The sequence below is a fragment of the Modestobacter sp. VKM Ac-2985 genome (assembly GCF_026967925.1).
Taxonomy (GTDB): domain Bacteria; phylum Actinomycetota; class Actinomycetes; order Mycobacteriales; family Geodermatophilaceae; genus Modestobacter.
Window position 1 is genome coordinate 371,336 of record NZ_JAPVBI010000003.1, and the last position, 22,648, is coordinate 393,983.

Consider the following 22,648-nt stretch of genomic DNA (forward strand, 5'->3'; position numbering starts at 1 on the left):
GGATGTCGCGGACGACGAGGGGCCGGCGTCCGTCAAGCGCTCAACCACTTGCCGACCGAGATCGTTCCCGGCCGGTCTCCGCGGCGCCACCCGACCGGGTAGACACGGCACATGACCGACCCCGTCGACGCCCGGCTCCCCCGCCCGGCGGACCCCGCCCACCTGGACGAGCTGCGGGCGGCCACCGACCGCGCGGCCGCCACCGCCGAACCACTCTCCTCCGCGCACGCCGGCGCCCCCGAGGAACTGCTGGCCCGGGCCGAGCAGGCGATCGAGTCGGTGTCGGCGGACCTGCTGGCGCTCAGCCACGACCTGCACGCCCACCCCGAGGAGGGGTACTCCGAACACCGATCGGCCCGGGCGGTGGCCGACCTGCTGGCTCGCTCCGGGATCGAGGCGGAGGTCGGCGCCTTCGGCCTGGAGACGGCGCTGCGGGCCAGCATCGGCAGCGGCGGTCCGACGGTGGCGGTGCTGGCCGAGTACGACGCGCTGCCCGGCATCGGCCACGGCTGCGGCCACAACGTCATCTGCGCGTCTGCCGTGGGGGCCTTCCTCGGGCTGGCCGCCGTGCTGGCCGACGGCGGGGTCGAGGGGACCGTGCTGCTGCTGGGCACCCCGGCCGAGGAGGGCGGCGGCGGCAAGGAGCTGATGGCCCGCGCCGGCGCCTTCGACGGCGTCGACGCCGTGGTGATGCTGCACCCGTTCTCCTACGACGCCGCGGTGCAGCCGTTCCTCGGCCGCCGCCAGCTGCGGGTGGTGTACACCGGCATCGCCGCGCACGCCTCGGCCCAGCCGTTCATGGGCCGCAACGCGCTGGACGCCGTGGTGGCCGGCTACACCGGCGTGGCGATGCTGCGCCAGCACGTCCCGGACACCGACCGGGTGCACGGGGTGATCACCGACGGCGGGCAGCGGCCCAACGTCGTCCCGGAGACCGCCGAGGCGCTGTACTACGTGCGCTCCGCGATGCCGGAGACGCTGGCCGACCTGAGCCGCCGGATGGAGGCGGTCATGGCCGGCGCGGCGGCGATGACCGGTTGCGGGTACGAGCTGTTCTGGGACGAGCTGCCGGCCTACCTGCCGATCCGGGCCAACCTGGAGCTAGCCGCCCGGTGGACCCGCCACCAGGCCCGCCGCGGCCGCACCGCCCTCCCGCCCGGGGTGACCCCGGCGTCGCTGGCCGGGTCGACCGACCTGGGCAACGTCAGCGTCCGGGTGCCCTCGATCCACCCGATGATCGCCATCGCCGGGCCGGAGACGTCGATGCACACGACCGGCTTCGCCGCGGCCGCCGCCTCCCCGGCCGGTGACCGGGCCGTGCTCGACGGCGCGGTCGGCCTGGCGCTCACCGCGCTGGACGCGCTGGTCGACCCGGCCGTGCTCGCCGCGGCCCGGGCCGAGTTCGAGGCGGCCGGCGGCGTCCTGGAGCTGGCCGACCTGCTGGGCTGACGGGACCTTCGACCCGTGCGCCCGGTGGCCCGGTCCGCACACGATCGCAACCAGTGCCGGACCCCCGGCGTTCACCCGCGACCGACAGTGTGGAGCCCATGACCCAGCAGGCGACGACGGCGGACTACCCCGACGAGGAGCTCGACCTGGACCTGCGGTGGTGGGCCGCGGCCAACTACCTCACCGTGGGCCAGATCTACCTGCGGGACAACGCGCTGCTCGGCCGGCCGCTCGAGCACACCGACGTCAAGCCGCGGCTGCTCGGTCACTGGGGCACCAGCCCCGGCCTGTCGGCGCTGTACGTGCAGCTCAACCGGCTGATCCGACGCACCGGCACGCCCTGCCTCTACATCGCCGGCCCGGGGCACGGCGGCCCGGCGCTCGTGGCCGCCACCTACCTGGAGGGCAGCTACAGCGAGATCTACCCGCAGGTGAGCGGCGACGCCGCGGGGGTGCACCGGCTGTTCCGGCAGTTCTCCACCCCCGGCGGCATCCCCAGCCACGTGAGCGTGCAGACCCCGGGCAGCATCCACGAGGGTGGCGAGCTCGGCTACGCCCTGGTGCACGCCGCCGGCGCGGCCTTCGACTCCCCCGACCTGCTGGTCGCCTGCGTGGTCGGTGACGGGGAGGCGGAGACCGGCCCGCTGTCGGGCTCCTGGAAGATCCCGGCCTTCCTGGACGCCCGCCGGGACGGCGCCGTCCTGCCGGTGCTGCACCTGAACGGGTACAAGATCAACAGTCCGACGGTGTGGGGCCGGTCGTCGGACGAGGAGGTCGCCGACTACCTGAGCAGCCAGGGCTGGGCGCCGGTGTTCGTCGCCGGCGACGACCCGCGCCAGGTGTTCCGGGACCTGGAGGCCGCGGTGCGCACCTCGCACGACCGGATCCGGGAGATCCAGGCCGCCGCCCGCGGCGGGGCCGAGGACCTGCGCCCGGGCTGGCCGGCGATCGTGCTGCGCACGCCCAAGGGCTGGACCGGCCCGGCGCAGGTCGACGGCGTGCAGATCGAGGGCACCTTCCGCGCGCACCAGGTGCCGCTGTCGGGGGTGCAGACCGACGGCGCGCACCTGGCCCTGCTGGAGGACTGGCTGCGCTCCTACTCCCCCGAGACCCTCTTCACCGCCGAGGGCGCGCTGGTGCCCGAGCTGGCGGCGCTGGCCCCCGAGGGCGACCTGCGGATGGGCGCGACGCCGTACGCGAACGGCGGGCTCCGGCGCACCCCGCTGGACCTGCCCCCGCTGGAGTCCTACGCCGTCGACGTCCCTGCACCGGCCACCACCTACGCCCAGACCACCCACCCGCTCGGTGAGCTGCTGCGCGACGTCTACGCCCGCACCACCACCGAGGACGGCGGCGGGACCTTCCGGCTGTTCTGTCCCGACGAGACGGCCAGCAACCGGCTCCAGTCGGTGTTCGAGGTGACCGACCGCTGCCTGCAGGCCGAGGTGCTGCCCACCGACGACCACCTCTCCCCGCACGGCCGGGTCATGGAGGTGCTGTCGGAGCACCTGTGCCAGGGCTGGCTGGAGGGCTACCTGCTGTCCGGCCGGCACGGCCTCTTCGCCACCTACGAGGCCTTCGCCATGGTGAGCGCCTCGATGGTGATCCAGCACGTGAAGTGGCTGCAGCACGCCGCCACGCTGCCCTGGCGGGCGCCGGTCTCCTCGCTCACGATCCTGCTGACGAGCACCTGCTGGCGCAACGACCACAACGGCTTCAGCCACCAGGGCCCCGGCCTGCTGGACACGGTGATCCCGCTGTCACCACGGGTGGTGCGGGTCTGGCTGCCGCCGGACGCGAACACCCTGCTCTCGGTCGCCGAGCACTGCCTGCAGAGCACCGACCACGTCAACCTGCTGATCGCCGACAAGCAGCCGCACCTGCAGTACCTGACGCTGGAGCAGGCGCACGCGCACGCGGCGGCCGGGGCGTCGGTGTGGGACTGGGCCGGCACCGAGGACGACGGGCAGGCGGAGCCGGACGTCGTCCTCGCCGCGGCCGGCGACGTCCCGACGATGGAGACCCTGGCCGCCGCCGAACTGCTGCGGGAGTGGGTGCCCGCGCTGCGGGTCCGGATGGTGAACGTGATCGACCTGATGGGCCTGCTGCCCCCGGACGACCACCCGCACGGGTTCTCCGAGAAGCACTTCGACCAGCTGTTCACCGGTGACACCGACGTCGTCTTCGCCTTCCACGGCTACCCCCGGGCGGTGCACCAGCTGCTGCACGGCCGCCCCGACCCGGGCCGCTTCCACGTGCGCGGCTTCGAGGAGCAGGGGACGACGACCACCCCCTTCGACATGGTGGTGCTCAACCGGATGAGCCGGTACCACCTGGTGATCGAGGCGCTGCGGCGCTCCCGGCGGGCACCGGAGCGGGGCGCGGAGCTGGTCCGGTTCTGCCGCGAGCAGCTCGACCGGCACCACGGGTACGTCCGCGAGCACCTGGAGGACATGCCGGAGGTCCGGGACTGGACCTGGGGGGCGGGGCGCCCGTGACCGCCGCCGTCCTGGCGGTCAACCCCGGCTCCCGCTCGCTGAAGGCCGCCGTGCACGACGCGGCCGGGCAGCGGCTGCTCGACGTGCACGTCACCCGGCCGGTCGACGACGCCCGCACCGCGGTCGCCGAGCTGGCCGACCGGGTGGCCGCCGAGGGCATCGAGCTCGTCGCCGTCGCCCACCGGGTGGTGCACGGCGGCCCGGACCACGTCCGCCCGGCGCTGGTGGACGACGAGCTGCTCGCCTCGCTGCGGGCGCTTGCGCCGTTCGCCCCGCTGCACCTCCCCGGGGACGTCGCGGAGATCGAGGCCGCCCGGGCGCAGTGGCCCGGCCTGCCGCAGGTCGCCTGCTTCGACACCGCGTTCCACGCCGACCTGCCCGAGGAGGCCCGGCGGCTGCCGCTGCCGGCCGAGGTCGACGCCCTCGGGGTGCGGCGCTACGGCTTCCACGGGCTCAACCTCCAGCACGTGGTCGACACGGTGCCCGAGCTGGGGCGGGCCGTCGTCGCCCACCTCGGCGGCGGCTGCAGCGTCACCGCGGTGGCGGAGGGGCGCTCGCTGGCGACCACGATGAGCTTCTCCCCCACCGGCGGGATCCCGTCGGCGAGCCGCAGCGGCGACCTGGACCCCGACGCACTGCTGTTCCTGGCCGACCGGGGCTGGTCGGTCGAGCAGCTCCGCGACCTGGTCGACCACCGCTCGGGGCTGGCCGGGATCGCCGGCTCCACCGACGTCCGGGAGATCACCGCCCGGGCGGAGGACGGGGACGCCGACAGCCGGCTGGCCCTCGACGTCCTCAGCCGATCGGTGGCGGTCGCCGTCGCCGGCTGCACCGCGGTGCTGGGCGGCCTGGACACCCTCGTCTTCACCGGCGGCGTGGGCGAGCACTCGGCGACGGTGCGGGCCGCGGTCGCTGCCCGGCTGGCCCACCTCGGCGTCGTCCTGGACGCCGCGGCCTCCGCCCCGGGCGACCTGTCCGGTGCCGGGGCCACGGTGCGCACGCTGGTCGTCCCCGCCGACGAGGAGATCGTGCTGGACCGGCAGGCCCGCCGGGTGCTCCGCGACCTCAGCCGCTGACCTCCGACGGGGCGTCGCGCAGCTCCCGGTAGAGCCGGGCCAGGTCGGGCAGCTGGTGGTGGGCGTTGAGCCCGCTGGGGTTGGGCGCCACCCAGGTGGTGACCCCGCCGATCCGCTCGGGCTGGCGGCCCAGCGTGGCCCGCGGCCGGTCGAACGCCAGCCGCCAGGCGGTGACCCCGAGGACGGCGAGCACCCGCGGCCGGTACCGGGCCACCAGGGCCTCGAGCTGCGCTGCGCCGGCGCGCAGCTCGGCCGGGTCGAGCTCGGCCGCCGTCCGGGTCGGCCGGTCGACGACGTTGGTCACCCCGATCCCGCAGCCCAGCAGCTCCGGGCCGTCGGCCGGACCCAGCCGGCGCGGGGTGAGGCCGGCCAGGTGCAGGGCGGGCCAGAACCGGTTGCCCGGCCGGGCGAAGTGCTGACCGGTCTCCGCCGAGCGCAGCGACGGGTTGATCCCGCAGAACAGCACGTCCAGCCCCGGGGCGATCAGGTCGGGCACCGGCTTGGGCCGGCCGGCACCGGTCTCGGGCTCGGTCATGGCGTCCAGTGTCCCGCCCCCAGGTGTGCGGGCACGCCGGCCACGGGCCAGGCTGTCCCGGGCACATCGACCGAAGGACAGAGGAGAACCATGGCGCGGGCAGCAGTCACCGGCAGCAGCGGCAAGCTCGGCCGGGCGGTGGTCACCCACCTGCGCGAGCACGGCTGGGACGTCCTCGCCCTGGACCGGACGCCCAGCCCCCGGTCCGACGTGGAGTCCGCGGTCGTCGACCTCACCGACGCCGGCCAGACGATCGAGGCGCTGGCCGGGTTCGACGAGCACCGCACCCCGATCGACGCACTGGTGCACCTGGCCGCCGTCCCGGCCCCGGGCCTGATGCCGAACGCGGCCACCTTCGCCAACAACGTGACCGCCTCGTACAACGTCTACAGCGCCGCGCTGCGGGCCGGCGTCCGGAAGATCGTCTGGGCCTCCAGCGAGACGGTGCTCGGGCTGCCCTTCGACGAGGACCCGCCCTACGTCCCGGTCGACGAGGAGTACGCGCCCCGGCCGACGACCACGTACTCGCTGGTCAAGACGCTGGAGGAGGAGCTGGCCCGGCAGCTGTGCCGCTGGCACCCGGACCTGTCGATGACCGGGCTGCGGTTCAGCAACGTGATGTACCCCGAGGACTACGCCGCGTTCGCCGGCTACGACGCCGACCCGGCCCTGCGGCGCTGGAACCTGTGGGGCTACATCGACGCCCGCGACGGCGCCCAGGCGGTCCGGCGCGGCCTGGAGCACGGCGAGCCCGGGGCCGACGTGTTCATCGTCGCCAACGCCGACACGGTCTCCGCCCGGCCGAACGCCGAGCTGCTGGCGGCCCAGTTCCCGGACGTCCCGCAGCGCCGGGACGTCGGCACGCACGACACCCTGCTGTCGATCGACAAGGCCCGCCGGGTGCTCGGGTTCGCCCCCGAGCACTCCTGGCGCGACTCCGTGGGCCGGTGATCACCCGGCTCCTCCTGTTCGGCGCCACCGGCGACCTGGCCGGCCGCTTCCTGCTGCCCGCCCTGGCCGGGGTGCTCGCGGCCGGGCGGCTCCCGGCGGAGCTGCAGCTGGTCGGCGCCGCCGAGCAGGACTGGGACGGCGCCCGGTTCGCCGAGCACGTCGCCACCCGGCTGCAGGAGCACGCCGGCGACCTGCCCGCAGCTGCCCGGCAGGCACTGGTGGACGCCGCCCGCTACCGCCGGGTGGACCTGACCGAGCCGGGCTCCGTGGCGACCGCGGTCTCCGCCTTCACCGGCAGCGGCCCGGTCGCCGCCTACCTGGCCCTGCCGCCCGTGCTGTTCCCCGCGACCGTCCGCGCGCTGGGCGCAGCCGGGCTCCCGCGGGGCAGCCGGATCGCGGTGGAGAAGCCCTTCGGCCGGGACCTGGCCGACGCGCAGGCGCTGAACGCGCTGCTGGCGCAGGCGACCGGCGACGACGGGCAGGCCGCCTTCCGGGTCGACCACTTCCTCGGCATGCCGGCCGTGGCCGAGCTGCTCGCGCTCCGCCGGCCGGGCGGCGCCCTGGCCGGGCGGTGGAGCGGCGAGCACCTCGCCCGGGTCGACGTCGCCTGGGAGGAGACGCTGGACGTCGGCGGCCGGGCCGGCTTCTACGACCGGACCGGCGCGGTGCGCGACGTGCTGCAGAACCACCTGGTCCAAGTGCTGACCGTGCTGGCGATGGAGCTGCCGGAGACGCGCGCCGAGGACGACCTGCACCGGGCCCGGCTGGACCTGCTCCGGTCGGTGCAGGTGCCCGAGGTGGCGGCCACCCGCCGGGCGCACTACACCGCCGGCCCGGCCACGCGGGGCTACGTGGAGGAGGACGGCGTCGACCCGGCCCGGTGCACCGAGACCTTCGCCGAGCTGGGGTTCGTGGTCGACACGCCCCGTTGGGCCGGCACCCGGTTCGTGCTGCGGACCGGCAAGGCGCTGGCGGCCGACCGCAAGCGGGTGGCGCTGCACCTGCGCGCGCCCGCACCCGGCGCCCTCCCCCCGGGGGTCACCCGGGTCGCCGACGACCGGCTGGAGATCCCCCTCGACGGCGCCGAGCAGGACACCGCCGGGGTCGCGGTGCACGCACCGGGTGAGCGCAGCGCCTACAGCGCGGTGCTCACCGACCTGCTGTCCGGCAGCAGCCGGACCGCGGTCAGCGCGGCGGAGGCCGAGGAGGCCTGGCGGTTCGTCGACCCGGTGCTGCAGGCCTGGGCCGCCGGCGAGCCCCCGCTGCTGAGCTACCCCGCCGGCTCCGCCGGGCCGCCCGGAGACCGCTGACCACGACTCACCGCCGGAGCTCGGGCGGTGAGTCGGTGGGGCTCCACCGAGTCGCCCACCGCCCGGTCCACCTGGTGATCCACGACTGGCATCGACCGTGCGGAGCGACCAGACTCGCCGTCGAGTCCGTGGCCCTCCGGCTACCGGCGGTGAGCACCGGCAGGCAGCACCGGCGCTGAGGGGCGCACCGAACGCCGACCAGGAGGAGGACCGAGCGAGTGGACATCCCCGCGATGCGGGCGAGCTTCGCCAAGGCGGCCGCCCACGGAGACCAGGTCCCGCTGTGGTTCTACTCCCACCTGTTCCTGACCCACCCGGAGACGCGGGAGATGTTCCCGGTGTCCATGGCCACCCAGCGGGACCGGCTGTTCGCCGCCCTGGGTGAGGTGATGTCCCGGGTCGACGACCTCGACGCCCTGGTGCCGATCCTGCAGCAGCTCGGGCGGGACCACCGCAAGTTCGGCGCGCTCGCCGCCCACTACCCCGCGGTCGGGGCCAGCCTGCTCGCCACCCTCGAGCACTTCGACGAGGAGTGGGACGACGAGCTGGCCGCCTCCTGGACCGAGGCGTACGGCCTGATCGCCGACGTGATGATCGGCGCGGCCGACGAGGCCGCCGACCAGCCCGCCTGGTGGGAGGCCGAGGTCGTCGCGCACGAGCGCCGCACGCTGGACGTCGCCGTCCTGCAGGTGCGCCCGCGGACGCCCCTGGGGTACCTGCCGGGGCAGGCGGTCTCCCTGGAGATCGACCAGCGCCCGCGGCTGTGGCGGTGGTACTCCCCCGCCAACGCCCCCCGACCCGACGGCGTGCTGGAGCTGCACGTCAAGGCCCGGGACGGCGGCCCGGTCAGCTCCGCGCTGGTCCGGCTGACCCAGGTGGGCGACGTCATGCGGCTCGGGCCACCGGTCGGGCACCTGAGCCTGGACACCGACTCCGACCGCGACCTGCTGCTGGTCGCCGGCGGCACCGGGCTGGCACCGCTCAAGGCCCTCATCGACCAGGTCGCCCGGCACGGACCGGCCCGGCGGGTCGACCTCTTCGTCGGCGCCCGGACCGAGGACGCGTTCTACGACCGGGCCGACCTGCGCCGGCTGGAGCAGGAGCACCCGTGGCTGACCGTGACGCCGGCGGTGTCCCAGGAGAAGGGCTCGGCCTCCGAGCACGGGGACATCGGTGACGTCGTCCTGCGGCACGGCCCCTGGAACAGCCGGGACGTGTACGTCGCCGGGAACCCGGCCATGATCGAGGACACCGTGACCCGTCTGATCCACTCCGGGGTCCCCATGGCGCGCATCCGCACCGAGGTGTTCGCCCCCAGCCGACCGAGCCCGACTCTCGACGGGAAGGTGACCGAATGACCACCAGCGACACCGGCTCCGGCTACGAGGCAGGGCCGCCCACGGCCGACGACCTCCGCGCCGTCCACTTCACCCCGGCGAGCATGCTGCACCCCGGCTACACCGACCGGGAGGTCGACGCCGTCCTGGCCCGGGCGGCCGACGGGCTGGCCCAGCTCAGCGACGAGAACGGCCGGCTCGCGCGGGAGAACGTCCAGCTCGCCGAGGAGAACGCCCGCCTCCGGGCGCAGGTCCAGGAGCTGCAGGAGCAGGTGGACGCCGTGGCGGCCCGCCCCTCCCCCAGCGACCAGGCCGTCGGCATCCTGGCCACCGCCCAGCTGACCGCCGACGAGTACGTCGCCGAGGCGGAGGACTTCAGCCGGCAGATGACCAGCGAGGCGCGCGCCCAGTACGAGGAGCAGCTCACCGCCGCACGGGAGAAGGCCGGCGCGATCATCCAGGCGGCCCAGGAGGCCGGCGCCGCCATCCGGGGCAACGGCATCCCGGTGGTCAGCGGTGCCCAGCCGGAGTCCGAGGAGCTGCAGGAGCAGGTCGCCTACCTGAAGGCCTTCAGCCAGGCCTGCCGGGTGCAGCTCCGCTCCTACCTCGAGGCGCTGCTCAGCGACGTGGAGACCGAGTGGGGACGGGCCCATCCGGGCGCGCTGCCCACGCCGCCGCGCGGCAACCGGCCCCAGCAGCTGGAGCGCGGCCGGCCGGACGTGGCCTTCGCCGCCAACGCGACCGCCGACGACACCGAGCCGGCCGGGGCCGTCCCGGCATCCCGCCCCTCCTCCTGAGCTGATCGACGCCCCGCTGCCCGGCCGGCCGCGGGGCGTCGATCAGACGAGGCCGTGGGCGTGGACGGCCTCGGCGACCTGCAGGAAGCCGGCCACGTTCGAGCCGAGCACCAGGTCGCCGGGGGCGCCGTGCTCCTCGGCCGTCTCGTGGCAGCGGGCGTGGATCCCCCGCATGATCTCCTCCAGCCGCTGCTCGCTGTGCTCGAAGGTCCAGCGGTCGCGGGAGGCGTTCTGCTGCATCTCCAGCGCGGAGGTGGCCACCCCGCCGGCGTTGGCCGCCTTGCCCGGCGCGAACGCCACCCCGGCGTCGCGGAGCACCCGGACGGCGCCCGGCGTGGTGGGCATGTTCGCCCCCTCGACGACGTAGCCGCACCCGTGGCCGGCCAGTGCCGTGGCCGCGTCGGCGTCCAGCTCGTTCTGCGTGGCGCTGGGGACCGCGACGTCGCACGGGACGTCCCAGACGCTGCCGCCCGCGACGAAGCGAGCCGAGGACACCCGGTCGGCGTAGCCGCTGATCCGCGCCCGCTCGACCTCCTTGACCTGCTTGAGCACCTCGAGGTCGATGCCGCGTTCGTCGACCACGTAGCCGCTGGAGTCCGAGCAGGCCACCACCGTGCCGCCGAGCTGGTGCACCTTCTCGATCGCGTAGACGGCGACGTTGCCCGAGCCGGAGACGGTCACCCGCTTGCCGTCGAAGGAGTCACCGCGCACCTCCATCATCGCCGCGGCGAAGAAGGCCGCTCCGTAGCCGGTCGCCTCGGTGCGCACCTGCGCACCGCCCCAGCCCAGGCCCTTCCCGGTCAGGGTGCCGGACTCGTACCGGTTGGTGATCCGCTTGTACTGGCCGAACAGGTAGCCGATCTCCCGCCCGCCGACCCCGATGTCACCGGCCGGGACGTCGGTGTACTCGCCCAGGTGCCGGTAGAGCTCGGTCATGAAGGACTGGCAGAAGCGCATCACCTCGGCGTCGGACCGCCCCTTGGGGTCGAAGTCCGAACCGCCCTTGCCGCCGCCGATCGGCATGCCGGTGAGCGCGTTCTTGAAGACCTGCTCGAAGCCCAGGAACTTCACGATGCCCAGGTTGACCGACGGGTGGAAGCGCAGCCCGCCCTTGTAGGGCCCCAGCGCCGAGTTGAACTCCACCCGGAACCCCCGGTTGATCCACACCTCGCCGCGGTCGTCCTGCCACGGCACCCGGAAGATGACCTGCCGTTCCGGCTCGCAGATCCGCTCGATCGTCTTCATCTCGGTGTACTCGCGGTGCCGGGCCAGGACGACCGCCAGTGAGTCCAGCACCTCCCGCACCGCCTGGTGGAACTCGGTCTCCCCTGGGTTCCGTCGCAGGACGTCCTGGTAGATCTGCTCGACCACCTCTGACACGTCGGTGCGCATGCGCGGCTCCCGTCGTCGCTGTCGGGTCCCCAGCTCACCACTGCCCGGCGCACCCCGCAGGTCGGGCCGGGCGTGCCCGGGCCGGCCTCAGGCGCCGCGGGCCAGCCGCAGCTGCTCGGCCAGGGCGGTGGCGAGCACGGTGGTGTCCATCGCCGCGGTGACGATCGTCGCCCCCGCCGCCGCGTGGACCGCCGCGCCGGCCCCGTCGAACGCGTGCACGCCCACCGGCATCCCGGCGGCCCGGGCCCGGGTGAGGACGGCGGACAGCACCTCCTGCAGCCGCTCGCCGTCCCCGGCCAGCCCGAGGGACGCGGCCAGGTCGACCGGTCCGACGTAGACCCCGTCGAGGCCGTCGACGGCCAGGACGGCGTCCAGCTCCGCCAGCGCCTCGGCCGTCTCCAGGACCACGAGCACCAGCGGCTGGTCCGCCCCGCCGGACAGCCGGCCGGCCGACCGGTTGCCGCGCGGCGCGTAGCGGCAGGCGGCGACGACCTCCCGGACGTGGTCGGCGCCGAACACGGTCGGCACCAGGACGCCGTGGGCGCCCAGGTCCAGCGGCCGGCCGACGTCGGTGGCGTGCGCGCTGCGGGTGCGCACCAGCGGCACCGCGCCGGCCAGGGTGACCGCCGCCGTCACCCCGGGCAGTTCTGCCTCGGCGAGCGCGCCGTGCTGCAGGTCCAGCACGACGTAGTCCGCGCCGGTGCCGGCCAGCAGCTCCGCGGTCACCGCGCCCGGCAGCTGGCTCCAGATCCCGTGACAGGCCTCCCCGGCCGCCCATCGCGCCCGCAGGGCACCGACGCCACCCGGGCTCACCGGCCCGCCACCACCCGCACGCTCACCAGCACCCGACCAGTCTGCCGTCTCGCCGCGCGCACAGCGGCCCCTGCGGGTGCCAGGATCCCTGGGTCGCCGCTGCCGTCGTCGGACCCCGTCGCCGTGCAGCCCGTGCCCTGACCGCCGATCCCGGCGTGGCCCCCGCCACCCGGCCTTCCCGAGAGCGAGCACTGATGACCAGGACCCCACGGACCGGGACCGAGCCCGCATCCAGCCCAGCCGGCCGGTCGGGCGGCCTCTCCACGCTGATGCGGCCGGTCAACGCCGTCGTCGAGCGGTACATCCCCAGCGCACTCGTCTTCGCCGTGGTGCTGACCTTCGTCGTCGCCGCGCTCGCGCTGCTGCTGACCGACGCCGGCCCGATCGACGTCCTGGACGGCTGGGGCGACGGGTTGTCGGGGCTGCTGGCCTTCATGACCCAGATGGCGCTGATCCTGCTGCTGGGGCACACGCTGGCGAACACCGGCCCGGTGCGGCGGCTGCTCACCCGGCTGGCCGCCGTGCCCCGGACGGCGCTGCAGGCCTACCTCTACGTCTTCGTGATCGCGGCCCTCGCCTCGCTGATCACCTGGGGTCTGGGCCTGGTCGTCGGCGCGCTGCTGGCCCGCGAGCTCGCCGTCCAGGGGCGGGAGCGGGGACAGCGCCTGCACTTCCCGCTGCTGGTGGCCGCCGGGTACTCCGGCTACGTCATCTGGCACATGGGCTACTCGGGCTCCGGCCCGCTCACCGCCGCGACCGAGGACTCCTTCCTCGCCGAGACCCTCGGCGGCACCATCCCGATCAGCGAGACCATCTTCACCTGGTGGAACATCACCGCGGCCGTGGCCACGATCCTGGTCGTCGGCCTCGCGCTGGCCGCGGTCGCACCTCGCGGTGACGACCGGGTGATCGAGCTGCCGGCCGACGTGCGCGACGCCGAGGGGGTGGCGCTGGACGACGAGGTGGTCACCCCAGCCGACCGGGTCGACGGCAGCCGGCTGGTCACCACCCTGGTCGGGCTGGCGCTGGTCGCCTACCTGGTGCACCACTACGTCGACGGCGGCACCGCCACCCTGGACATCGTCAACTGGACGTTCCTGGCGCTGATCTTCCTGCTCGTCCGCAACCCGTTCGAGCTGATCGCGCTGGTGAAGAACGCCGCCGCCAACGTCGGGGAGATCCTGCTCCAGTTCCCGCTGTACGCCGGGATCATGGGGATCATGTCGACGACCGGCCTGATCGCCGTCTTCTCCGACGCCGTCGTCGACATCGCCACCCCGGCGACGTTCGGCCTGCTCGCCTTCCTCTCCGCCGGCGTCGTCAACTTCTTCGTCCCCTCCGGCGGTGGACAGTTCGCCGTCCAGGGGCCGGTCATGCTCGACGCCGCGCAGAGCCTGGGGGTCGACCCGGCGGTCGCGATCATGGCGATCGCCTACGGCGACCAGTGGACGAACATGATCCAGCCGTTCTGGGCCCTGCCGGTGCTGGCGATCGCCGGGCTGAAGATGCGCGACATCCTCGGGTACACGACGGTCACGCTGATCGCCTCCGGCCTGGTCTTCGGCACGGTGACGCTGCTGCTCGGGGTGTTCGGCTGAGGGCGGGCGGGCCGGTCAGCTCCAGGGCGACCGGCCCTTCCGCGCCCGGTTGGTGGCGTCCAGCCGGGTGAGGGCCTGCGCCCCGCGGGCGACGTCACCGGCCAGTCGGACGACGGGGTCGACCACGCCGTCCAGCCAGGTGTCGGTGCGCGGGCGGGCTCGTGGGGACTCCGGCCGGGAGCTCCGGCCCAGGGCGCGGAACACCAGCACCCCGAGGGCCAGGAACAGGAACAGCTCCACCGGGCTCCCCCCGTCTCCCGTACCAGCGCCTCGGACGAGGTGCCGTGTCCCCACGATGCTCCCACCGACGCCGGGGTGCCAGCGGCAGGAACGCCACCGACCGCCGGAGGACTGCCAGCCCGTCAGACCCGGGTGCAGGCCAGCGGCGGGGGCTCCTCGAACACCAGGAGCGTGCGGGTGCTCAGCACCCCGGGCATGCCCTGGATCTCGTCGAGCACCAGCCGCCGCAGGTCGGCGTTGTCCCGCGCCCGTACCAGCAGGATGACGTCGAACTCGCCCCCGACCAGGCCGATGTGCGCGATGCCCGGCATGGCGCGCAGCCGTTCCCGGACGTGCCGCCAGTCGGCCTGCCGCGTGTTCAGCGTGACGTAGGCCGACGTGCCCAGCCCGGCCGCGACCGGGTCCACGTCGGCGCAGAAGCCACGGATCACCCCGGAGGTGCGCAGCCGCTCGACTCGGGCGTAGGCGTTGGCGCGGGAGATGTGCAGCTTCTCGGCCAGCGCCCGCATGGGCATCCGGCCGTCGGCGGTCAGCTCGTCGAGGATGCGGCGGTCGATGTCGTCCAGGCCACTGGCCACGTGTCTTCTCCTCCGTGCGTTTCGCTGTCCCGCGCTGGACACCTGGCTCGATGCGGACCGGCTCGGCGCGACAAGATCTCACATCCGGCCAGGTCCTGGCGTGCAGATGACGCCTCCACGACGATCCCACCATGACACGTGACCTGGATCTCCTCCTGCCGTCACCTCACCCCGTCGAGCTGATCGACCCGACCGGTCGGACCGTGGCCGAGGCGACGCGCGAGCTGCCGGACGACGCCGCGCTGCTGCGCGCCTTCGCCGGGCTGACCACCGCCCGCCGGATCAACGACCAGGCCTCCGCCCTCGCCCGCCAGGGCCGGCTCGCCGTCTACCCCTCCTCGCACGGGCAGGAGGCGTGCCAGGTGGCCGCCGCCCAGGTGCTCACCGACGACGACTGGCTCTTCCCCACCTACCGGGACACCGCGGCCGTGGTGCTGCGCGGCGTCGACGTGGCCGAGGCGTTCCTGCCGCTGCAGGGCGCCTGGCACTCCGGCTACGACCCGCACGAACACAGGACCGCTCCCCAGGCGACCCCGCTGGCGACCCAGCTGCTGCACGCGGTGGGTGTGGCCCATGCCGCCCGGCTGCGGGGCGAGCCGACCGTCGCGCTCGCGCTGTGCGGTGACGGCGCCACCAGCGAGGGCGACTTCCACGAGGCGCTGAACTTCGCCGCGGTGTTCCGGGCGCCGGTGGTGTTCCTGGTGCAGAACAACCAGTACGCCATCTCGGTCCCGCTGGCCCGGCAGTCGGTCGCCCCGTCGCTGGCGCACAAGGGCATCGGCTACGGGGTCCCGGGCGAGCGGGTGGACGGCAACGACGTGGCCGCGCTGCTCGCCGTGCTGGGCACCGCCATGGCGCGGGCCCGGGCCGGCGAGGGCCCGCAGCTCGTCGAGGCGCACACCTACCGGATGCAGCCGCACACCAACGCCGACGACTCCCGGCGCTACCGCCAGGACGACGAGGTGGCGGGCTGGGCGGAGCGCGACCCGCTGGCCCGGCTGGAGACCTGGCTGCGCCAGCACGACCTGCTCGACGACGCCCGGCTGGCCGCGGTCACCGCCGACGCCGACCAGCTCGCCGCGCGGATGCGCACCGAGCTGGCCGGGGACGCCACCCCGGAGCCCGCCGAGCTGTTCGCGCACGTGTACGCCACCCCGACACCCCAGCTGGTGGAGCAGGCCGCCGTCGTGGCCGACGAGCTGAGCCGAGAGGACGCGCACCGATGACCAGCACTGCGACGACGGGGCACGAGAAGCTCACCATGGCGCAGGCGCTGAACCGCGCCCTGCGGGAGTCGATGGCCGCCGACGACTCGGTGGTCGTCTTCGGGGAGGACGTCGGCGCGCTGGGCGGCGTCTTCCGGATCACCGACGGGCTCACCGCCGAGTTCGGCGACACCCGCTGCTTCGACACGCCGCTGGCCGAGTCCGGGATCGTCGGCATGGCCGTCGGGATGGCGATGAACGGCATGCGGCCGGTGGTCGAGATGCAGTTCGACGCCTTCGCCTACCCGGCGTTCGAGCAGATCACCAGCCACGTGGCGAAGATGCGCAACCGGACCCGGGGCACGGTGTCCCTGCCGATGGTCATCCGGATCCCCTACGCCGGCGGGATCGGCGGGGTCGAGCACCACTGCGACTCCTCCGAGGCCTACTACGCGCACACCCCCGGCCTGCACGTCGTCACCCCGGCCAACGCCGCGGACGCCCATCGGCTGCTGCGCGCGGCGATCGCCTCGCCGGACCCGGTCGTCTTCATGGAGCCCAAGAAGCTCTACTGGACCAAGGAGGAGGTCGACCTCGGCGCCGAGCTGCCCGGCATCGGGCGGGCGATGATCCGCCGCGAGGGCACCGACGCCACGCTGATCGCCTATGGCCCGTCCGTCCCGGTCGCCCTGGAGGCCGCCGAGGTCGCCGCCCAGGAAGGGCGCAGCCTGCAGGTGGTCGACCTGCGGTCGATCGTGCCGTTCGACGACGAGACGGTCTGTGCCGCGGTGCGCTCCACCGGGCGGGCCGTGGTGGTCGCCGAGGCCCCCGGCTTCGCCAGCGTGGCCTCCGAGATCGTCGCCCGGGTCACCGAGCGGTGCTTCCACTCCCTCGCCGCACCGGTCCGCCGGGCCGTCGGCTTCGACATCCCCTTCCCCGCCCCCAAGCTCGAACACGTGCAGCTGCCCGGGGTCGACCGGGTGCTCGACGCCGTCGACGACCTGCAGTGGGACCTGTCGTGAGCGAGGAGACCTTCCTGCTCCCCGACCTGGGCGAGGGCCTCACCGACGTCGAGGTGGTCCGCTGGCTGGTGGCCGAGGGCGACGTCGTCGCCGTCGACCAGATCGTGGTGGAGGTCGAGACGGCGAAGTCGGTGGTCGACGTCCCCACCCCGTTCGCCGGGCGGGTGGCCACGCTGCACGCCGCCGAGGGCGAGACCGTGCTGACCGGCCGGCCGCTGATCACCGTGGCCGCGGCGGAGTCCGCGCCCGCGCCGGTCGCCGCACCGGTCCAGCCGGACGCCGCCGACTCCCCCGAGGCCGAGGCCTACCGGGAGGAGGAGCAGGCCGGCTCGGGGAACGTGCTGATCGGCTACGGCACGACGGCCAGCACGGGCTCGGGACGGCGGCGCCGCCCCCGGTCGTCCGGGCTGCCCGTCGCCGCACCAGCGGCCGCCGCCCCGGCGCCCGACCCGGCTCCGGACCCCGTCGCCGTCGCTGCTGAGGAGTCCGGCGGTCCCCGTGGGGTGCCGCAGGTCGTCTCCCCGCTGGTCCGCAAGTTGGCGCGGGAGAAGGGGGTGGACCTGCACGAGCTGGCCGCGGCCAACGGCGGCGGGGTGATCACCCGGGCCCACGTCGAGCTGGCCTCTGCCGAGCCGGCCGCTCCCGAGGTCGAGCCGCCGGCCACCTCCCCGGCGGCTCCGTCCGGCGACGGCGAACGCCGGATCCCGCTCAACGGCTTCCGCCGGGCCGTCTCGGCCGCGCTGTCCCGCAGCCGGTCGGAGATCCCCGAGGCGACCGTCTGGGTCGACGTGGACGCCACCCCGCTGGTCGAGCTGCGGGAGAGCGCGCGCACCGCGACCGACCCCGGGCCGGGGCTGCTGGCCTACCTCGCCCGGTTCACCGTCGCCGCGCTGCGCCAGTACCCGGTGCTCAACTCCCGGCTGGACACCGAGCGCCAGGAGATCGTGGAGCACGACCGGGTCAACCTGGGCCTGGCCGTGCAGAGCGACCGCGGGCTCGTCGTCCCGGCGGTGCTGGGGGCCGACACGATGACCACCGAGCAGCTGGACCGGGAGATCCGCGCGCTCACCGCCCGGGCGCGCGAGGGGAAGGCGAGCGCGGAGGAGCTGGCCGCCGGCACCTTCACGCTGAACAACTACGGCGGCTTCCGGGTCGACGGCAGCGCGGCGATCATCAACCACCCGCAGGTGGCGATCCTGGGCTTCGGCCGCATCCTCGACCGGCCGTGGGTGGTCGACGGGGAGATCGTCGTCCGGAAGATCACCCAGATGTCGTTCGTCTTCGACCACCGGGTCTGCGACGGCGGCACCGCGTCGGGGTTCATCCGGGCGGTGGCCGACGCGATCGAGGACCCGGCGTCGGCCATCCCCCGGCTGTGACCGGCCGACCGCTGCCCACCCGGCCGGCGGGGACCCCCGGGTCCCTGCCGGCCCCGGCGCCCGAGGAGGGCCCCGTGCCCGACACCCCCGTGCTCACCGTCCCCGTGGGGGCGACCGCGACGCTGGACGTCGTCGTCACCCCCGAGCTCACCGTGCACTTCGACGAACTGGGCCCGGTGCACCCGGTCTACGCGACCTACAGCATGGCCAAGCACTTCGAGGAGGCCGGCCGCAAGCTGCTGCTGCAGCACCTCGAACCCGGCTCGGCGGGGATCGGCCGGTCGGTGGCGGTCGAGCACCTGGGGCCCAGCTGGGTCGGCGACACCGTCACGGTGGTGGCCCGCTGCACGGAGGTCTCGGGCAACCGGCTGACCTGCGCCTGCACGGCGACCGACGCCCAGGGCCGGGAGCTCGGCCGCGGGACGACGGTGCAGGTGGTGCTGCCCGAGGAGCTGCTGGAGCAGCGGATCGGCCCGGCCGCGCGGGCGGCCCGCGGCTGAGCTCCCCGGGGTCAGCGGCGGCGCAGCACCGAGCGGTCGAGCTGCGCGACGTCGGTGACCCCGAGCAGCTGCAGCGCCCGGCGCAGCTCGGCGGCCAGCAGGTCGACCGCCCGCTCGACGCCGGCCTGACCCGCGACGGCCAGCCCGTACAGCTGCGGCCGGCCCAGCAGCACCGCGCGGGCGCCCAGGGCCAACGCCGTGGCGATGTCGGTGCCCCGCCGGAAGCCGGAGTCGACGAGCACCTCGAGGTCGTCGCCGACGGCGTCCACCACCTCGGTCAGCGCGGTGAGCGTCGCCCCCACGTGGTCCAGCTGGCGCCCCCCGTGGTTGGACACCACGACGGCGTCCACCCCGGCCTCCGCGGCCCGCCGGGCGTCAGCGGCGGTCAGCACGCCCTTGACCACGAACGGCCCGCCCCACGCCTCGACCATCCAGCCGATGTCGTCCCAGGTCACGGTCGGGTCGAACTGCCGGCCCACGAACTCCATCACCGCCTGCGGCCCGCCGGCCACGTGCCGCACGTTGGCGAAGGTGACCGCCTCCGAGCGCAGCAGCCCCCACCACCAGTGCGGCCGCCGGGCACCGTCGGCGAGCGTGCGCAGCCCGAGCTCCGGCGGGATGGTCAGCCCGTTGCGCAGGTCGCGCTCCCGAGCACCCGGCACCGGGGTGTCCACCGTCAGCACCAGCGCGCGGTACCCGGCCTCCCGGGCCCGGCTGATCAGCTCCGTGCACAGCCCGCGGTCCCGCCACACGTAGAGCTGGAACCACTGCGGCGCGCTGCCCGCGGCGGCGGTGCCGGCTGCGGCGATGTCCTCCAGCGACGTCGTCCCCAGGGTGGCGGCGGTGTAGGGGATGCCGCGGGCGGCGGCCGCCCGGGCCACCGCCAGCTCGCCGTCCGGGTGGACCATCCGGGTGAACCCGGTCGGGCCCAGCACCAGCGGCAGGGCCGAGCGGGCACCGAGCACCTCGGTCCCGAGCTCGACCTCCCCGACGTCGCGGAGCACCGAGGGCACCAGTTCCCACTCGTCGAAGGCGGTGCGGTTGCGGCGCATCGTGACCTCGTCCTCGGCGGCGCCGTCGACGTAGTCGAAGACCGCCCGCGGCAGCCGCCGACGGGCCGTCGTCCGCAGGTCCGCGACCGTGTGGCAGCGGGCCAGCCGACGCCGGTCGCCGTCCGGCTCCGGTCGCTGCACCCGCAGCAGCGCCACCATCTCCGCCGGGGTCACCGCCGGTCGGCCGCCCGCGTCGCGCCGGTGGCGGGTGCTGCCTCGGTCGTCGCGTCGGCGTCCGCGGCGAAGCCGCCGCCGAGGAAGCCGCCGGACACCCGCGGGTCGGTCGACAGGGCGGCCGGGTCGCCCTCCAGGACCACCCGTCCGCGGTCCATCACCGAGACCCGGTCGGCGACGGCGAAGGCGGCCCGGGCGTTCTGCTCCACGACCACGAGGGTCAGCCCGTCGTCGCGCAGCTGGCCGAGGGCGGAGAAGATCTCCCCCACCAGCCGCGGCGCCAGCCCGACGCTCGGCTCGTCCAGCACGAGCACCCGCGGCTGGGCCATCAGCCCGCGGGCGATCGCCAACATCTGCTGCTCGCCGCCGGAGAGCGTGCCGGCCGCCTGCTCCAGTCGCGGCTCCAGTCGCGGGAACAGCGCCATCGCCCGGTCGCGGGCCTCCTTCCGGGCGGCCGCCGGCCCCCGCCGCCGGGTGTAGCCACCCAGCACCAGGTTGTCGGCGACGCTCAGCGACGGGAACACCAGCCGGTTCTCCGGCACGTGCGCCAGCCCGGTGCGGGCCAGCTTCTCCGGCCCGTACCCGGTCACGTCGGTGCCGGCCAGGTGCACCGTCCCGGAGGTGACCGGCAGCAGCCCGGACAGCGCCCGCAGCAGCGTCGACTTGCCCGCACCGTTCGCGCCGATCACGGCGACCAGCTCGCCCTCCCCCGCGGTCAGGTCGATGCCGTGCAGCACGGCCAGCCGGCCGTACCCGGCGTGCAGTCCCCGGACCTCCAGGCTCATGACCGTCCCTCCTCGGGGACCGGGCGGGCCGGTCCGTCCGTGACCGGCCGGCTCACGGGGTGCCTGCCTCGGCGGCCGCGGTCGCGGCCTCGTCCTCCGGCTCGACGCCCAGGTAGGCCGCGATCACCGCCGGGTCGTGCCGCACCTCGTCCGGTGTGCCCAGCGCGATCCGGACGCCGTCCTCCAGCACGGCCACCCGGTCGGCGAGCGCGAGCACCGCCTCCACGTCGTGCTCGACCAGGACGATCGCCATGCCGCCGGCGCGCAGCCGGCGCAGCAACCGGGCCAGCTCGCGCCGCTCGGTCCCCGACAGGCCGGCCATCGGCTCGTCCAGCAGCAGCAGGTCGGGGTCCAGGGCCAGGGCCCGGGCGATCTCGACCAGCCGCTGCCGGCCGAAGGGCAGGTCGACCGCCAGCCGGTCGGCGTCCTCCCCCAGCCCGAGCAGCTCCAGCAGCTCGCGTGCGGACTCCTCGACGGCGCGCTCCTCGCGCCGGGCCGGCAGCACCAGCGCGGCCCCCAGCATCCCGGAACGGCTGCGCAGGTGGCGGCCGACCATCACGTTCCCCAGCACCGTCGCCGAGGCGAAGATCTGCAGGTTCTGGAACGTGCGGGTGGCCCCGGCCCGGGCGAACACGTGCGGCTTGCGCCCCTCCACCCGGGTGCCGGCCATCGTGACCTCGCCCGCGGTCGGGGGCACCGCCCCGCTGATCATGTTGAAGGCGGTGGTCTTGCCGGCGCCGTTGGGCCCGATCAGCGCCACGATCTCCCCGGCCGCCACCGTGAGGTCGAAGTCGTCGACGGCGGTGACCCCGCCGAAGCGCTTGGTCAGCCCGCGAACCTCCAGCAACGGCGTGCCCGGGGCCGGCCGGCCCTCCCGAGCGAGCAGCGGGACGTCGTCGGCCACCGGCTCCAGCCTCGCCTCCCCCTCGTCCTCGGGGACCGGTGCAGAGGTGTCGCCGGCCATCCGTCGGCGAGCCCCGGTCCACAGCTGGTGCAGACCACCGGGCAGGAAGATCATGATCGTGGTCAGCAGGATGCCGAAGCCGATCAACTGCACCTCGCCGACCGCGCCGGGCAGCAGCTCCGGGATCAGCCGGCGCAGCCCGTCGTCCAGCCCCTCGACGGCGAAGGCCCCGACGACCGCGCCGTAGACGCTGCCGACCCCGCCGAGCACCGCCATCAGCAGGAACTTCACCGACAGCGGGAAGTTGGCCGCGTTCGGGTTGATCACCCCGAGCCAGTGCGCGAACGCCGTCCCGGCGACGCTGGCGTAGGCGGCCGACAGCACGAAGACCTGCACCCGCAGCCGGAAGGTGTCCACGCCGAGGGACTCGGCGGCGACCTCGGAGTCGTTGACGGCGCCGAGCGCCCGGCCGATCCGGCTCTCCACGATGTTGCGGGCCAGCCACAGCCCGAGCAGCACGACCGGGACCAGCAGCAGGTAGTACTCGGTCGGCGAGTTGTACGTGCGGTTGTTCAACTCCGGCTTGGTGATGCCGAAGATGCCCGAGGTGGCGCCGAGGAAGTCGGACTCGGTGGCCAGCACGGTGACGATGATCCCGAAGCCGAGGGTGGCCAGGGCCAGGTAGTGGCCACGCAGCCGCAGCAGCGGGAGCCCGACCAGCAGCGCCGCCGTCATCGTCACCGCCACCGCCAGCACCGACGCCGGCAGCCCGCTCCACTCGTACCGGGTGACCAGCACGGCCTGCGTGTAGGCGCCGATCGCGAAGAAGCCGGCCTGGCCGAGGCTGACCTGGCCGGCCAGCCCCATGAGCAGCGAGAGCCCGAGCGCGGCCAGGGCGTAGATGAGCGCGTAGACCCCGACGTTGATCACGCTGGAGGAGGCCACCAGGGGCAGCGCCAGCATGAGCAGCGCGACGACGGCGATGCCGATGACGTCGCCGCGCCGGCTGCGGCGGCGGTGTGCCCCGATGCGGGGCAGTCGACGGGTCACGGG

20 protein-coding genes are annotated in these 22,648 nt (G+C 74.8%); 12 read left to right on the plus strand and 8 right to left on the minus strand.

The genetic code is table 11. The features are described from left to right. Window positions 1-111: 111 nt before the first annotated feature. The 3 genes from O2V61_RS17815 to O2V61_RS17830 all read left to right on the plus strand — a co-directional run bounded on the left by O2V61_RS17815 (window position 112) and on the right by O2V61_RS17830 (window position 5,023). On the plus strand, window positions 112-1,449 hold the full coding sequence (locus tag O2V61_RS17815; RefSeq protein ID WP_269184608.1) for a M20 family metallopeptidase: 1,338 nt from the start codon (window positions 112-114) through the stop codon (window positions 1,447-1,449). A 98-nt stretch (window positions 1,450-1,547) separates the two neighbouring features. Continuing rightward, window positions 1,548-3,947 (plus strand): phosphoketolase family protein, encoded by a 2,400-nt coding sequence (locus tag O2V61_RS17820; RefSeq protein ID WP_269184609.1) that lies wholly within the window; start codon window positions 1,548-1,550, stop codon window positions 3,945-3,947. Next, entirely contained in the window at window positions 3,944-5,023 is a 1,080-nt protein-coding gene (locus O2V61_RS17830) for an acetate/propionate family kinase (protein ID WP_442929182.1), read from the plus strand. Before O2V61_RS17820 ends, O2V61_RS17830 begins: the two co-directional genes overlap by 4 nt. Here O2V61_RS17830 and mug read toward each other — a convergent pair. After that, the gene (gene mug, locus O2V61_RS17835; RefSeq protein WP_269184610.1) at window positions 5,013-5,558 is read right to left on the minus strand and encodes a G/U mismatch-specific DNA glycosylase; all 546 of its coding nucleotides are present in this window, start codon (window positions 5,556-5,558) and stop codon (window positions 5,013-5,015) included. The genes O2V61_RS17830 and mug overlap by 11 nt on opposite strands. Window positions 5,559-5,648: 90 nt before the next feature. Here mug and O2V61_RS17840 point away from each other — a divergent pair, with 90 nt between their 5' ends. The 4 genes from O2V61_RS17840 (at window position 5,649) to O2V61_RS17855 (ending at window position 9,953) form a co-directional block, all read left to right on the plus strand. Beyond that, complete coding sequence (locus O2V61_RS17840) at window positions 5,649-6,509, plus strand: NAD-dependent epimerase/dehydratase family protein (protein ID WP_269184611.1); 861 nt, start codon at window positions 5,649-5,651, stop codon at window positions 6,507-6,509. Continuing rightward, a complete protein-coding gene (locus O2V61_RS17845) occupies window positions 6,506-7,819 on the plus strand; it encodes a glucose-6-phosphate dehydrogenase (RefSeq protein ID WP_269184612.1) in 1,314 nt (437 codons plus the stop codon). The genes O2V61_RS17840 and O2V61_RS17845 overlap by 4 nt, the downstream gene beginning before the upstream one ends. 218 nt (window positions 7,820-8,037) lie before the next feature. Next, the gene (locus O2V61_RS17850) at window positions 8,038-9,177 is read left to right on the plus strand and encodes a globin domain-containing protein (RefSeq protein WP_269184613.1); all 1,140 of its coding nucleotides are present in this window, start codon (window positions 8,038-8,040) and stop codon (window positions 9,175-9,177) included. Next, window positions 9,174-9,953, plus strand: a complete 780-nt coding sequence (locus tag O2V61_RS17855; RefSeq protein WP_269184614.1) for a DivIVA domain-containing protein — start codon at window positions 9,174-9,176, stop codon at window positions 9,951-9,953. The genes O2V61_RS17850 and O2V61_RS17855 overlap by 4 nt, the downstream gene beginning before the upstream one ends. Window positions 9,954-9,995: 42 nt before the next feature. Here O2V61_RS17855 and gdhA read toward each other — a convergent pair whose 3' ends face one another. Together gdhA and O2V61_RS17865 are read right to left on the minus strand one after the other, a co-directional pair. Beyond that, entirely contained in the window at window positions 9,996-11,345 is a 1,350-nt protein-coding gene (gene gdhA / locus O2V61_RS17860) for an NADP-specific glutamate dehydrogenase (RefSeq protein WP_269184615.1), read from the minus strand. Between the two features lie 87 nt (window positions 11,346-11,432). Beyond that, window positions 11,433-12,158 (minus strand): HpcH/HpaI aldolase family protein, encoded by a 726-nt coding sequence (locus tag O2V61_RS17865; protein WP_269184616.1) that lies wholly within the window; start codon window positions 12,156-12,158, stop codon window positions 11,433-11,435. Between the two features lie 194 nt (window positions 12,159-12,352). Between O2V61_RS17865 and O2V61_RS17870 the strand changes: the two genes are divergently transcribed. Then, entirely contained in the window at window positions 12,353-13,756 is a 1,404-nt protein-coding gene (locus O2V61_RS17870) for a short-chain fatty acid transporter (RefSeq protein ID WP_269184617.1), read from the plus strand. A 15-nt stretch (window positions 13,757-13,771) separates the two neighbouring features. Here O2V61_RS17870 and O2V61_RS17875 read toward each other — a convergent pair whose 3' ends face one another. Next, a complete protein-coding gene (locus tag O2V61_RS17875) occupies window positions 13,772-13,996 on the minus strand; it encodes a hypothetical protein (RefSeq protein ID WP_269184618.1) in 225 nt (74 codons plus the stop codon). Between the two features lie 122 nt (window positions 13,997-14,118). Beyond that, entirely contained in the window at window positions 14,119-14,574 is a 456-nt protein-coding gene (locus O2V61_RS17880) for an Lrp/AsnC family transcriptional regulator (RefSeq protein WP_269184619.1), read from the minus strand. Window positions 14,575-14,705: 131 nt separating this feature from the next. Between O2V61_RS17880 and pdhA the strand changes: the two genes are divergently transcribed. The 4 genes from pdhA to O2V61_RS17900 all read left to right on the plus strand — a co-directional run bounded on the left by pdhA (window position 14,706) and on the right by O2V61_RS17900 (window position 18,680). Then, window positions 14,706-15,800 (plus strand): pyruvate dehydrogenase (acetyl-transferring) E1 component subunit alpha, encoded by a 1,095-nt coding sequence (gene pdhA, locus O2V61_RS17885; RefSeq protein WP_269184620.1) that lies wholly within the window; start codon window positions 14,706-14,708, stop codon window positions 15,798-15,800. Beyond that, complete coding sequence (locus O2V61_RS17890) at window positions 15,797-16,801, plus strand: alpha-ketoacid dehydrogenase subunit beta (protein ID WP_269184621.1); 1,005 nt, start codon at window positions 15,797-15,799, stop codon at window positions 16,799-16,801. The genes pdhA and O2V61_RS17890 overlap by 4 nt, the downstream gene beginning before the upstream one ends. Next, window positions 16,798-18,180 (plus strand): dihydrolipoamide acetyltransferase family protein, encoded by a 1,383-nt coding sequence (locus O2V61_RS17895; RefSeq protein WP_269184622.1) that lies wholly within the window; start codon window positions 16,798-16,800, stop codon window positions 18,178-18,180. Before O2V61_RS17890 ends, O2V61_RS17895 begins: the two co-directional genes overlap by 4 nt. Window positions 18,181-18,254: 74 nt before the next feature. Then, window positions 18,255-18,680 carry a thioesterase family protein gene (locus O2V61_RS17900; protein ID WP_269184623.1) on the plus strand — a complete coding sequence of 142 codons (426 nt, stop codon included), beginning with the start codon at window positions 18,255-18,257 and terminating at the stop codon, window positions 18,678-18,680. 11 nt (window positions 18,681-18,691) lie between these two features. Here O2V61_RS17900 and O2V61_RS17905 read toward each other — a convergent pair whose 3' ends face one another. From O2V61_RS17905 to O2V61_RS17915, 3 genes are read right to left on the minus strand one after another with little or no spacing between them, the layout of a single operon-like run. Beyond that, entirely contained in the window at window positions 18,692-19,906 is a 1,215-nt protein-coding gene (locus O2V61_RS17905; RefSeq protein ID WP_269184624.1) for an alpha-hydroxy acid oxidase, read from the minus strand. Continuing rightward, on the minus strand, window positions 19,903-20,691 hold the full coding sequence (locus tag O2V61_RS17910) for an ABC transporter ATP-binding protein (protein ID WP_269184625.1): 789 nt from the start codon (window positions 20,689-20,691) through the stop codon (window positions 19,903-19,905). The genes O2V61_RS17905 and O2V61_RS17910 overlap by 4 nt, the downstream gene beginning before the upstream one ends. Before the next feature lie 52 nt (window positions 20,692-20,743). Beyond that, the gene (locus O2V61_RS17915) at window positions 20,744-22,645 is read right to left on the minus strand and encodes a branched-chain amino acid ABC transporter ATP-binding protein/permease (RefSeq protein ID WP_269184626.1); all 1,902 of its coding nucleotides are present in this window, start codon (window positions 22,643-22,645) and stop codon (window positions 20,744-20,746) included. Window positions 22,646-22,648 lie beyond the last annotated feature (3 nt).

What these genes read in the sequence shown, in the direction of transcription:
- O2V61_RS17890 (WP_269184621.1), top strand. Translation starts at nt 15,797, where the DNA reads ATGACCAGCACTGCGACGACGGGGCACGAGAAGCTCACCATGGCGCAG.
- mug (WP_269184610.1), bottom strand. Translation starts at nt 5,558, where the DNA reads ATGACCGAGCCCGAGACCGGTGCCGGCCGGCCCAAGCCGGTGCCCGAC.
- O2V61_RS17815 (WP_269184608.1), top strand. Translation starts at nt 112, where the DNA reads ATGACCGACCCCGTCGACGCCCGGCTCCCCCGCCCGGCGGACCCCGCC.
- O2V61_RS17910 (WP_269184625.1), bottom strand. Translation starts at nt 20,691, where the DNA reads ATGAGCCTGGAGGTCCGGGGACTGCACGCCGGGTACGGCCGGCTGGCC.
- O2V61_RS17870 (WP_269184617.1), top strand. Translation starts at nt 12,353, where the DNA reads ATGACCAGGACCCCACGGACCGGGACCGAGCCCGCATCCAGCCCAGCC.
- O2V61_RS17855 (WP_269184614.1), top strand. Translation starts at nt 9,174, where the DNA reads ATGACCACCAGCGACACCGGCTCCGGCTACGAGGCAGGGCCGCCCACG.
- O2V61_RS17840 (WP_269184611.1), top strand. Translation starts at nt 5,649, where the DNA reads ATGGCGCGGGCAGCAGTCACCGGCAGCAGCGGCAAGCTCGGCCGGGCG.
- gdhA (WP_269184615.1), bottom strand. Translation starts at nt 11,345, where the DNA reads ATGCGCACCGACGTGTCAGAGGTGGTCGAGCAGATCTACCAGGACGTC.
- pdhA (WP_269184620.1), top strand. Translation starts at nt 14,706, where the DNA reads ATGACACGTGACCTGGATCTCCTCCTGCCGTCACCTCACCCCGTCGAG.
- O2V61_RS17820 (WP_269184609.1), top strand. Translation starts at nt 1,548, where the DNA reads ATGACCCAGCAGGCGACGACGGCGGACTACCCCGACGAGGAGCTCGAC.